13 protein-coding genes are annotated in these 11884 nt (G+C 59.3%); 12 read left to right on the top strand and 1 reads right to left on the bottom strand.

Annotated elements, in window-relative coordinates; all coding sequences use genetic code 11:
* The 11 genes from QZ964_RS16520 to QZ964_RS16470 all read left to right on the top strand — a co-directional run.
* Positions 1-473: tyrosine-type recombinase/integrase (locus QZ964_RS16520; RefSeq protein ID WP_292532854.1), on the top strand; the 473-nt coding region annotated here is incomplete at its 5' end.
* Entirely contained in the window at positions 470-1225 is a 756-nt protein-coding gene (locus tag QZ964_RS16515; RefSeq protein WP_292532852.1) for a hypothetical protein, read from the top strand. The genes QZ964_RS16520 and QZ964_RS16515, both read left to right, overlap by 4 nt.
* 129 nt (positions 1226-1354) lie before the next feature.
* Positions 1355-1576, top strand: coding sequence for a DNA-binding protein (locus QZ964_RS16510; protein WP_292532850.1), 222 nt, complete (start codon positions 1355-1357; stop codon positions 1574-1576).
* A gap of 125 nt (positions 1577-1701) precedes the next feature.
* The gene (locus tag QZ964_RS16505; RefSeq protein ID WP_292532849.1) at positions 1702-3963 is read left to right on the top strand and encodes an AAA family ATPase; all 2262 of its coding nucleotides are present in this window, start codon (positions 1702-1704) and stop codon (positions 3961-3963) included.
* Positions 3964-4514: 551 nt separating this feature from the next.
* Positions 4515-5204: a recombinase family protein gene (locus QZ964_RS16500; RefSeq protein WP_292532847.1), complete on the top strand. Its 690-nt coding sequence runs from the start codon at positions 4515-4517 to the stop codon at positions 5202-5204.
* Between the two features lie 96 nt (positions 5205-5300).
* Positions 5301-5804, top strand: coding sequence for a hypothetical protein (locus QZ964_RS16495; RefSeq protein ID WP_292532846.1), 504 nt, complete (start codon positions 5301-5303; stop codon positions 5802-5804).
* Positions 5805-6107: 303 nt separating this feature from the next.
* Entirely contained in the window at positions 6108-7595 is a 1488-nt protein-coding gene (locus tag QZ964_RS16490) for a hypothetical protein (RefSeq protein WP_292532845.1), read from the top strand.
* 16 nt (positions 7596-7611) lie between these two features.
* Positions 7612-8058 (top strand): hypothetical protein, encoded by a 447-nt coding sequence (locus QZ964_RS16485; RefSeq protein ID WP_292532843.1) that lies wholly within the window; start codon positions 7612-7614, stop codon positions 8056-8058.
* 14 nt (positions 8059-8072) lie between these two features.
* The gene (locus QZ964_RS16480) at positions 8073-8474 is read left to right on the top strand and encodes a hypothetical protein (protein ID WP_292532842.1); all 402 of its coding nucleotides are present in this window, start codon (positions 8073-8075) and stop codon (positions 8472-8474) included.
* Between the two features lie 34 nt (positions 8475-8508).
* The gene (locus QZ964_RS16475) at positions 8509-9165 is read left to right on the top strand and encodes a hypothetical protein (RefSeq protein ID WP_292532841.1); all 657 of its coding nucleotides are present in this window, start codon (positions 8509-8511) and stop codon (positions 9163-9165) included.
* Positions 9166-9506: 341 nt separating this feature from the next.
* Positions 9507-9662 (top strand): hypothetical protein, encoded by a 156-nt coding sequence (locus QZ964_RS16470; protein WP_292532840.1) that lies wholly within the window; start codon positions 9507-9509, stop codon positions 9660-9662.
* 513 nt (positions 9663-10175) lie between these two features.
* Here QZ964_RS16470 and QZ964_RS16465 read toward each other — a convergent pair.
* Positions 10176-10592 (bottom strand): hypothetical protein, encoded by a 417-nt coding sequence (locus QZ964_RS16465; protein WP_292532838.1) that lies wholly within the window; start codon positions 10590-10592, stop codon positions 10176-10178.
* A 206-nt stretch (positions 10593-10798) separates the two neighbouring features.
* On the opposite strand from QZ964_RS16465, the gene QZ964_RS16460 reads away from it, so the two are divergent.
* Positions 10799-11008 carry a hypothetical protein gene (locus QZ964_RS16460; RefSeq protein ID WP_292532836.1) on the top strand — a complete coding sequence of 70 codons (210 nt, stop codon included), beginning with the start codon at positions 10799-10801 and terminating at the stop codon, positions 11006-11008.
* Positions 11009-11884: the final 876 nt, after the last annotated feature.

The raw sequence follows: 11884 nt of genomic DNA, 5'->3' as shown, positions 1-11884 counted from the left end.
CGCTGCAATGGTCGGCAATCCGGCTTGATGACGCGCCGCCGACGCTTACCATCGTCAGAGGCAAGACCATTGCATCGTCGCGCACCTTACCCTTGCCGCCGCAAGCCGTCGCCATCTTGCGGGCGCTATCGCCCAAGAAAGCCGACTACGTCTTCCTGTCCCGCACCAAGGGCGGCCGGGCGGAACATCTGCACGGCGAAAGCCTGTCGCGCGCCTTCTCCCGGCTGTGCGGTCGTTTGAAGATCGACGGCGCTGTCCTCCACGATCTTCGCCGCACCGCCCTAAGCGCCATAGTCGAACTTACGGGCGACACGGCGCTCGCCGAGCGCATCGCCGGCCACGCGGGCGGCTCGACGCTGGCAAAACATTACGATCGATCGACGCGGCTTGCACCGATGCTCGACGCGCTCACGGCATGGGCCAACGCCATCGATGACGCCGTCGCCCGCGCCCGAGAGGAGCATTCGCGATGACCGCTTCAAAGAAGCCACAACGCCCGGTGGCGAAGGGCGTTCCCGCACGGGTTTCCGCGTCGATTGCAGACGCCGCCCGGCATCTGCCGCCCAGCGGCGTCGCCGAACGGCTGCTGACCGACGCGCGCATGGAAACCGTTTGGCGGTTCTTGCTGCGGCAAAACGCCGATCAGGAAGCTGTCGCCCAGCATCTCCTTTTTAATGACGCCGGACTGCCTACGACGTGGGATGCGGAGCAAAAGTTTTCGCCACAACAGCGCGCCGCAGCGGTGTTTTTTGTGAGCGTCGTCGGCGATCTCACGGGCGAACCGGACCTGATTAAGCACGCTGAAGCCGATGCGCCCGCGCAGCCATTTCTTGACGCCGCCAAACTTTGTCGCGAAATGATCAGAAATGCCGAAGGCTATCAACGCGGCTACGACGAAGCTGGGCAACCGCTCAGTTTCGATCTAGCGAAGGCGCTCGACGTTGTCGCTGACTGTCTCGAATATAAAGGCAAAGCTGCTCTTGCAGCGAACGATCCGCATGTGATCAAACGCAGCTCCAATGAGCGCGGCGACGATGCGTTGCGCGTGAAAACGCGACTGGTCGCAGCGACGATGTTTTCTCTTTACGGAAAGCGTAATTTAGGACTTACGGCGACCGTCGTGACGGTTGCGACGGGCGTCAAAATTCAAAAAAAAGACGTCGAAAATTGGTGCCGGCACATTCCCGCGTATCTGAAAAAGAGTCCCAATGAGCAGCCCCGCTAATTGGGACCAGTCCCAATAAGCAGCCCCGCTAGATGGGGTCTTCACAAGGATTCAAAAATCTCCAACTTTCTCTGACGGAACGCGCCGGCTTCACGCGGCTGGCCACGCATCCTGGAGAAGGTTTACGCAATGAATAACAGCGTCGGCGATATCGCCTATTCAGCACTTCTCGCCGGGCAAAAGCTCGGCATCGGCAAGACGAAAATTTTCGAGGAGATCAAGGCCGGTCGCCTCAAGGCGAAGAAGATCGGCCGACGGACGATCGTCCTTGACGACGACCTGCGCGCTTACGCCGCCAATCTGCCGTCAGCCGTCAACGCGCGCCGTCCTGCGAAGCGCGGGAGGGCATGATCATGTGAAGAACGCCGCAAACGGGCGCGCACACGCGCCAAACCAACGAGCCGCTGCGAAACGGATGAAATGTGAAATGGGAAAAAGGCTCTCGACAATGAACACGCACTTTCGAAGGTTTTCCAATGTCAGACCGAAAAGAAAACGGCGCGCTCGGCAAAGCGCACCGTCAGTCGTCAGCAGCATCCGAAAGCAAGCTCCCTTCTAGCAAGGAACTCGACGCCGGCGCAAGCGCCGTGTCGCACGCGAACGGAGCGCCAGTCGCGCCGGCGTTCCTCAACCTTTCCGAGGCGGTGCGCCCGCTGACGAGTTTCCGCAACTGGGTGGTATGGCGCTATGAGCCGACGGCGAACGGCGGCAAGCCGACGAAAATCCCATATCAGGCGCGGGACGTAAAAGAGCGCGCGCGAACGAACGACAAGGCGACGTGGGCGAGCTACGCCGAAGCGTGCGCCGCGTATCGCGCTGGCGGCTTTGACGGCATTGGCTTCGTGCTGACCGGCACCCGCTTCTGCGCGTTTGACATGGACGGCTGCCTCACGCGCGACGACAATGGCGATATCGTCATCGTCCCGAAGGCGCGAGCGCTGTTGGAAGGTTGCGCCTCCTATGTCGAAGTCACGCCTTCAGGACGTGGCCTGCGCGTGATCGGCTACGGGCATGGCGATCGCGTCCATACGAAACAGTCGCAAGGCGAATATTCGCTGGAGATTTATCGCAAGGCGACGCGATTCATCACGATGACCGGCGACGCTGTTCCGGGCTTCGATCTCCAGCTTGCCAACATCGATCCGGCAATCGAGCGGCTGCGTCCGCCACTGACAAAAGTGACAACGACAACAAAGAGCGCCGCTGCGCCAAAAGGCGACGGCGTCGTCACCCATGCGACAGACGACACAACCTATGATTACCCACGGCGCTCGTTCGCCGAAGGCGAAGACGGCGAAAGCGTCGACGACGAAAAGACGATGAAGACAATTCGCGAAGGCGTCGAAGTCGGAAAGCGCTCGGAAGCATTTCAATCAGTCGTCAATCGGCTGTATCGCCTCGGCTTCGCGCCGGATGACGTGTTGACGCTGTTCGAAAAATATCCTGACGGCATCGCACAAAAATACGACGGGCGGCTCGGGAAGGAAGTCGACCGCAGTTGGAACAAGGCTGTGACATACGACGCGGCGCAAATTGAAGCGCTCGTCACGAAATATTTTGACGATCTGGACGACGATGACGACGCAACGGCCAGCGGTCCCGATGAACTGCTGATCAGTTGGCTGAAGGCCTTCCGCGCGCCAAGAAGCGATAAGCCGCGCGGGAAGCGCGTTCTGTTGAAGTGCGCGGCGGACATCAAACCGAAGGGCTACGACTGGGTATGGAAGCATTACCTCGTCCGCGACAAGATGCACATCATCGCAGGCACGAAGGGCGACGGTAAGTCGACTCTCGCATTTCAAATAGCGACAATCATCTCGACGGGCGGCTTATTTCCAGACGGCGCGCAAGCGCAAAAAGGCAATGTGCTGATCTGGAGCGGCGAAGACGGCGAGGATGACACAATCGTGCCGCGCTTGATGGCGATGGGAGCCGACCTCAAGCGGATTTTTATCCTCTCGGAAGTCGACGAGAACGGCAAGAAGCGCCCGTTCGATCCCGGCGTCGACCTTGAGAATGTCGAGACTGTGGTGGCGCAAATCGACGGCGGCGTCGCGCTGACGATCCTCGATCCGATTGCGTCGGCGGTGAAGCCGGGCACGGACAGCCACAAGAATGCCGAGACGCGACAAGGATTGCAGCCTGTTGTCGACTTCGCCAAGAAACATCACTGCGCCGTAGTCGGCGTGCATCACCTGACCAAGGGAACGCGGGGCAATACGCCCGTCGAGCGGGTCACAGGCTCGCTTGCTTTCGCCGCCATCCCGCGCGTCGTGCTGATGACCGCCACACGCCAAACGGTCGAGGACGGGCAGTCGCCGCGCGTGTTGGTGCGCGCCGCGTCGAACATCGGTCCGAGCGGCGGCGGCTTCGGTTACGACATCGAAGAGACGTTTGTGCATGACGCGGATGGCGTCGCGTTTCCGGCGTCGCGCATCAAATGGGGCGAGAGCATCGCCGGACCGGCGAAGGCGTTGCTCGACGCGGCGGAGACGGCGGAGACGTCGGAAGAAAAGCGCCGACCGGCGCTGGCGGCGGCGAAAACGTTCCTGTCCGACATGCTGCGGGACGGACCGCGACTGGCGGCGGAAATCTTCGAAGCGGCGGCGGCCGACGGCCATACCAAGTCGACGATCAAACGCGCCAAGGATGAAATGCGCATCAAATCGCGCAAGGCGGCGAGCGGCGCATGGGATTGGGCGTTGCCGGACGACATGTCGGAATTTTTCGAGGAGTGAGCGCCCCGCGCGCGCGCGGGGCGCTACAAAAACCCGAGTCCCTTGAGTCCCTTCGATATTTCTCTAGGCACACAGGGGGGCGGAAAATGAGTCCCTTGAACCCGGCTGAAACTCTTTGAGTCACATCCCCAGGGGACTCATCTTCTTACCAAGGGACTCATCTCTCTCTCTCTTCGGAATCCTTAGAAAAATATGGAAGGGTTTAAGGGACTCATGTTTTTGGTGTTTTCGCGCGCGCGTGCGCGCGAGAGCGAGAGGGTTGGACAACGCATTACTGGCCAAACCCTTTGTGACAGCGTAGCCGCCTCTCACGGCGCAGGTGATCGGGCGTTCGGCTAATGGGGGCGGCTCGCAAGGGGCACTTGATCGGCTGACGTCAAGGACGCCTATGAGGAGGGCGACGCATAAGTGGCCCGCTTCTTATTTTTTTTCACCCCTTCGCATTCTCGCCCCCCGCATTCGTAGCCATTCGAGTGCGCACCACCCTTGCATTGCGCCGTTCAATCGTTACGTTTCCTCAGGACTGAGTAACGATAACGCGGGCAAACACTATGGCGAATAAGGATTTGGCGAAAGCTGTCGCCTATCTGCGAACCTCGTCAAAGACCAATGTCGGGCGCGACAAGGACTCGGCGCTTCGTCAGCGCGAGGCGATCCGCGCCTATGCCGAAAGCGCTGGTTTTGAGATCGTCGACGAGTTCTATGATCCCGCCGTTTCCGGCGAAGATGCGATTGAGGCTCGCCCCGGCTTTGCGGCGCTTCTCGACCGTATCGAGGGGAACGGCGTGCGCACAGTGATCATTGAGGACGTCTCCCGCTTCGCGCGCGACGTGCTGCCGCAAGAGCTTGGCATTCTCGCGCTCAAGAGCCGAGGCGTCACGCTGATCGCTTCGAACGGCGATGATCTGACGAACACGGTCGATCCATTCAAAGTGATGATGCGTCAGATTGCCGGCGCTTTCAGTCAATTCGAGAAGGCGCGGCTAGTCCACAAGCTGAAGGGCGCTCGCGACCGGAAGAGGGCCGCCACTGGCAAGTGCGAGGGCCGCAAGAGTTACGCCGAGAGCAACCCGGAAATGGTCATTCTCGCCAAGAAACTGGCGCGCTATCCTGTCAACGGCCGCAAACGTTCATTGCGCGAGATCGCGGCCGAACTTGAAGCGAAAGGCCACGTCGCCAAGTCCGGCAAGCGTCATGCCGCCAACGCCGTAAAACGGATGCTCGCTCAAAAGCTGTCGTGAACGCCCGGTTTGGTAATTTACCAAATATTGGTAGGCTACCAAAAATGTCCTATATTAGTGGCCATGACAGCGACGGACGGCGCGCCTAACGGGCTTATGAAGAAAGCGGCTAGGAGTCGCGTCACGAACGCGCGTCTGAAGGGCGGGCGCGTGACGGTCGGCTCGTTATTCATCGCGGCGGATGGCAGATCGCCTTGGGCACGACGTTACCGTGACATGGTCGCCATGCTGGTCGGCGACGCTGGCGGGCTCGAAAGCCTCACCGAACTGCGTTTGAGCCTGATCCGGCGCTGCGCGGCGCTGATCGTCGAGTGCGAGAAGATGGAGGTCACGCTTGCCGACGGCGGCAAGGTCGACATTGATCTTTTGGCCCGGACGTCGAGCCACGTTCGTAGAATCTCTGAGACGATTGGCCTAGATCGGGCTACGCGTGATGTGACGCCCTCGCTTGCTCAGATCGTGGCTCAGCACCGTCAGGACGCCGCCGGCAAGTCTGAAGCTACCCCAGCGCCTTCTCACCTCTTCGCGCGCACACAGCCCTGCCCGCAGCCGCCGCAGCCCAGCGACGACGCCATCGTCGAGGAGGAGGCGGCGGAATGAGCAACCCGCGCCCCATCGACGCTGACGACGAAGTCGCCGGAGCCGCCGTTGTGCTTCGCTTAAGTGATGACGGATTTCGTCACGCCGTCGCCGTCTTCGCCCAAATTCGCCACGCCGCCGCGCAGGCTGAAAGCGACGCCGCCGCCTTATCGCCAGAACATCGCAGCGATTGGCGGAAATCGCCCCTCCTCCGTGAGGTGCTGAAGCGTCGCCAGCAGAAGCGAGCCGTTCTGCGATGCGCCCGGCATTGGCTTGTCTCCAGAGCCATGGATTCTTGGGCTCCTTGCGGCGAGGGCAACTGACGTGACGCCTTTGGTCTCCCTTCGCCAAGCCTTCACCGACGCGAGCCTGCTTGGCAACGTGATGGGCGGCGAAACGCACGAACCGATGAGATCGCTTCTTCTAGCGGCCGCTGGGGAAGAATTGACGCCAAACGAGCGTGCGCATTTCAAAGCGCTGACCGGCCGCGAACGCGAACTTCTACATCCCGTAGATGAAATGCACGTTTTTGCGGGACGCCGCAGTGGTAAGTCATCTGGAATTGCGTCGCTTGTCGTTTATGTCAGCGCGCTTTGTGATCATTCCGATCGCCTTTCTCCCGGCGAGCGTGGCGTCGCGCTGCTCATCGCCGCCGATCAAAAACAAGCGAAAATCATGTTGCGATACGTCGAAGGGATATTCGAACAGTCGCCCGCCTTGCGCAAACTCATCGTCGGCAGAACGCAGCTTTCACTCTCATTAGCGAATGGAATCGAAATTGAAGTTAAGGCTGCGGATTTTAGAGGATTGAGAGGCGGTTCTTTTGTGATCGCTGCGTGTGATGAAATTTGTTTTTTCCGCAGCGAAGATTCCGCAAATCCAGATTTCGAAATTATTGATGCGGTTCGTCCGGGTCTCGTAACGACGCGCGGACAACTTTTCACAATCAGCAGCACCTATCGCAAAGCCGGTTTCGCGCATTCGATGTACGCCAAGCATTATGGTGAAAAAGGCGATCCCGCAATCCTTGTCGCTAACGGGCCGACGAGAGCTTTCAATTCGACGGTGCCGCAAAAAGTCATCGATCGCGCCATTGAACGCGATCCGCAATCGGCGGCAAGCGAATGGCTCGGCGAATGGCGTAGCGACATCAGCGCGCTGTTACCCGCCGAGGTTGTTGAAGCCTGCATCGTTGCCGGCCGCTATGAAATCCCGCCGCTGGCTGGCGTGCGTTACGTCGCGTGGGTCGACCCGTCAGGGGGGTCGTCTGACGACATGACGTTGGCGATTTGCCATCGTGAAAGACACACCGCCGTCGTTGACTGCATCCGTGTAGCGCATCCGCCCTTCTCACCGGATCAAGTCGTCGGCGACTTTTGCACGACGTTAAAATCCTATGGATTGTATTCGGTGAGGGGAGATAGGTACGCTGGCGAGTGGCCTGCCGAGAGGTTTCGCACCTACGGGGTTCGGTACGAGAGCGCAACTCAATCGACGTCGGACAACTATCGCGACTGTGTTCCGCTTTACAATGCGGGGCGTGTCGAGTTGCTCGATCATCCCAAGCTCAAATATCAGCTTATTGCGCTGGAGCGCAGAACGTCGCCCGGCGGTCGCGAGTTAATTTCGCATCCTCCCGGCGCGCACGACGATATCGCGTGTTGCGTCTGCGGCGGGTTGACTTTGGCGCTGGGCGAAAGGTCCGGATTTGTCGTTAGCGACAAGATGCTCGAATTGGCGGGTCAGATGCCTGCCTATGTGCGTCGCGCCGGGGAAATTCCGCCTTACATGAAACGTCGGATTACATACTGAAGAAAGGAAAACGATCATGACGCCAATCGGACAAATCAGCTACGACGCTGTGATGGACTACATCGCGCCGAGACTCGCCGATGGCTTCCACAGCGTCGATCTCTCGCCGCTGTTCCGACTCGTCACGCCCGAGAATTACGCAGCAAACATCCCGGCGATTGTCGATGCGATTGTCGCCGAAACTCGCACGCGGCTTGCTGTTGACGCATCTATCGAAGAGTTGCGTGAAATTCTCGAAACCGCTGTCGCGCCGAAACTCGGTTATGACTCGCGTCGCGCCGGCCCGGCGAGATTCAGCAATGATCCGAGGCCGAGGGAAAGTTTCCTCGACAGGTTCCCTGAAGCCCGTCGCATCAAGCAAGCTGACTGTTTCAGCGGAAGGCAAGAGCCGCCAGCGCCGGCAGTCGTCAACCTCGATACGCGTAAGCGCTTTCCTGAAATGCGCAAGATGAAGATCGTTTGAAAAGGATCACCACAATGAACACCATCCCAATGCCGAGCCCGCACGGAACAAATCATGCCAAATTGACGCTGCCGTCGGGCCGAGGCTTCAATCGCTGCGGCCCAATAGCCGGCCACGAACGAAGCCCGCCGCAATACGCCTACGACAGCGCCACGCCAACACCAGCGGCGCTGCCGTTCTCTGATAGCGACGCCGCGAGCGCTGCGAGAATCGACAAGCTTCTCGCGTTTCTGGCGAGCCGCTTGTCGGCGCAAGAACTGCTTGCCGTTGCACGTATGCTCACCACAGACCTGCCGGCGAGCAACAAGAACCGAAACGACGCGGCTAGGATATACGCCGAAGACGCCGCTTTCGACAATCCGCACACTTCGGTTCTCTCGCGGTTCCCCGAACTGCGTCGGATCAAGCCGGCGTGAGACGATCACACAATGAAAAAGGAGGATCACCGCAATGAGCGAACTAACATCAACTCCCGAACGTCAGGCGCTGGCGCAAGCCATCGAGGCGCTAACGCTGGCGCAAAACAATCTCGACGAAAGCGTGCGCGCCGCCAAGAAAGCCCGTGACAAAAATTTCGAGGCCGAGCGTCTTGTCGATACGCTCGCCGAGGAAATCGAGCATTCCGATGATACCGCGATCGACGCTTTCATCACCTCGCTCGCTAGCGCCGACATTGACGCAACGACGCTGGAGCGTCCGCTTGTCGAACTGAAAGCCAAACTCGAAGCGGCGAAACATGAAGCCGAGGTTTGGCAACGAGCCCGCACTGCGGCCGAGCAGAGCATTCGTCCCCGACGGGAAGCGGTCGATTGGGCGGCGCGACATGTTGACAATTGCGCTCGCCGCGTGATGGGACGGGAGGTCAACGCAGCCGCGCTGCTGTGCAACGCTGAAGCGGCGCAAAATGAAGTCCTCAGCAAGCGCGCCGAACTGATGGCGATTGCCCGTGCGCTCGACGATCATGACGAGTCGCGCAAAAGCATCGAACGCTTCATCGCAAATCCATGGCTGCTGATCGATTGGGAACAGCACCCGTCGGCACGACGAATCGCCGAGCACTTCGCAAAATTGAAAGCCGGCGGCGACACGTCGCTGAAGGCGCATTGAATATGCGAATGCGCAGCGAGGTGTTCACGCTGCGCCCAGCGCGCCAGAGCGACGGAAGGTTTTCGTCTTCCTTTACTTCCGGCAAATATGGCGCGCGATCCGCGCAAAGGCTTGCGCCCCGTTCCGCTTTGCGATCTCCGGGCTGGATGGGGCGGAGTTCCAGCGCGAGGGGACGCCCGGTGGTTCCGGCCCATCTTTCCGCCGGGCGTCCCAGCCCAAACGATGTGTGAAGAGTAACTGAAACTATGAGCGCCATCATTGAACGGCAAATTCTCCTGCGCGAGGCAGACGATCTCGGATGCCATCCGCCGCTGTTGTGGGGCCGGTTCAGCGGCGCTTAATTGGTCTATGTCATCGCCGTGCTGGACAGCGGCAAGACGCGTTGCTGGAGCCGCGAGCCGCAGGAAGACGCCGAGACTTTCGGGTTGCGGGTGACGCGCGATCTTCAGGAACAGCGTTGCACCGGCGGGACGCGCGCTACGATTCTGTCCGGCTGACGCCGCCCGCATCGTCCGTGACTGCATCGAAGCGGCGCGCGGAACCTGCGTCGGCGCGCTGGTCGGCCAAAAAAGCCGAGCGCCGAGCCGGGATAAGGCGATTAGCGCCGAAGCAACAAGAGCCACACGAACCGCGTAGCTCTCGCGCGTTGCCTGCCAAGGTGTTCTTACGAACAATTACCTTTGGATGTCATCTTCTTCATCAATAGACGGCGTTCGGCTAGAGCGGCGAATAACTAGCCGCGTGCTCTCACGCGCGGCCTCGTTGACAATCTCGCTTCTCACCCTGCTGGCTGTTCCACGTTCCACCGCCCGTCCATGCGCAATTAATCTTCTTAGCCAACCAGCTTCGGCCTGCGAAACATATGCGAAGGCGGAAATCGCACATGCCAATATACCCGCTGCAATGGTGTATCCGTTCCTTCTCATGCAAAATACTCCTCAGACGGCTATGAAACTCTTCATAAACGGTCGGGCCGGAAAAAAGTTGCCTTGAACGATGCGCCGCAGCTGTTAGCTCGACGAGTCAGAGTCGCTTGAACCGTCACTGCCGTCCGAATCGTAACCGGAAGACTCAATGTCATCCTCGATTTCGCTATCATTGGGATCGGTCGGCGACGCGGGAATGTTTTTCACTATCAGCCCTGTTACGACGCCTGTGGCAATCGTTCGCATTGTGCTTCCCAAAGCCCGAAAACCTCCAGAAATTTTACTCACGGCAATTACTCCCATTTTTCGCCAACGATATGACTGAATAATCGGTTTGGCAAATGCTTCTGAAGCGAACGCCTCGCTTAGCCAATCGTCTAAGCCGGCATTCGCCAGATGGGCTGATGTTTCGAGGTAAATCTGCCCCGACTGATGGGTTCTGGCAAACTTGCTGCGCCGACGCGGCAAAGTTGGGCGCAAGCCGCTCGGCGAACACGCCATGACGGCGGCCGAGCGAATGCGAAAGATGCGGTTACGAAATGTTACGAATAGGCGCGCGCCATGAAGCCCGACGATCTGCTCACGCCACCGGCGCTTACGACCGCGCCGCGATCATGGCCGACGCCCATCGGCAGCGCCGGCAGATGGCGCGGCATGGCTGGACGTGGAGCCGCTGCCTCGCTTTCTCGTGGAGCAAGGCAAGAGCCATGCGTGAGCGCCTAGTCGCCGAGCCCGGCAAGGTCGAGCGGCCGACAGCCGACAGCACAAAACCGCAACTGTTTCTTACGAAGGGCTTGGACGAAACGTCGATCCGGCAGTTTTACGAGAAGCTGATCGGGCGCGAGTTGAGCCCGGACGAGATGGCAGAACTTCATCAGGAATGCGAGAGGGCGGGATTGCCGCCGGCCAGCCTCTAGAGGAGATCGTCTCGGTCCTCTCGACCGACCTTCGAGGGCCACATGGCCCGGCCGACCGCCGAGGGCGTCGCGGCGCTGTTCACGGCGATCACCGGACGTGAGATGACGCCCGAGGAACTGGCGCGCGGCGCGGCGCGTCTGGCGGCGCTAAAGTGACCCCCGGCCAATCTCATGGATGCGCCAAGGCCAGAGGTTCAGCGGACCGGCTACCAATGTCTCAGTTTGACCCGTTGCAGCCCCAATCGCCTGCAAACACGAACTTCCGCATAAGGGTGGTGAGCAGACAATTGCGCGCATCTTGATGTCGCCGATTGTCATCTCGATGATTCGGCGCTAGCGCTTTGACTATCTACCATGAGCAGAGCCGGCGCATGCGCAAATTTCAGAGTTTTGGTCCTTTCGAAGTCCCGAGAGACGGGAAGCTCATTGCTGACAAGGATGCGATCGGGAGGTTCTGGAAAAGCATCGACGCTAAGCATCCAGGTTTATCAGGAGCGAAAGGCTGCTACGTGTTCGGCGTCAGGCCGACAGGGACAAAGCGAATACTCCCTTGGTACGTCGGCCAGACCAACAATCAAGACTTCACGCATGAATGTTTTAAAGATCACAAAACAACGCACTATAATAAGGCCATGCACAAGAAAAAGAAGGGTACGCCGTACCTATACCTAGTAGCATCTATGAAACCGAAGGGAGGGTTCTCAATGCAGAATCTTCCGAAGACAATTGAAAAACTCGAAGAACATTTGATTAGCCCATCTTATTCAGCGAGGCGGTAATTTTGGGCTGGCGGATGTGGCGTAAAGCGTTGATTTAGCGTATTAATTAGTTGCTTACGCTGATCCCTCGCGCCATCGCATCACAGCCACACCCGCC

It is taken from the genome of Methylocystis sp. (genome assembly GCF_021731785.1).
Classification (GTDB): domain Bacteria; phylum Pseudomonadota; class Alphaproteobacteria; order Rhizobiales; family Beijerinckiaceae; genus Methylocystis.
Note: the sequence above shows the minus strand (reverse complement) of the source record. Positions and strands in the feature narration are given on the sequence as shown.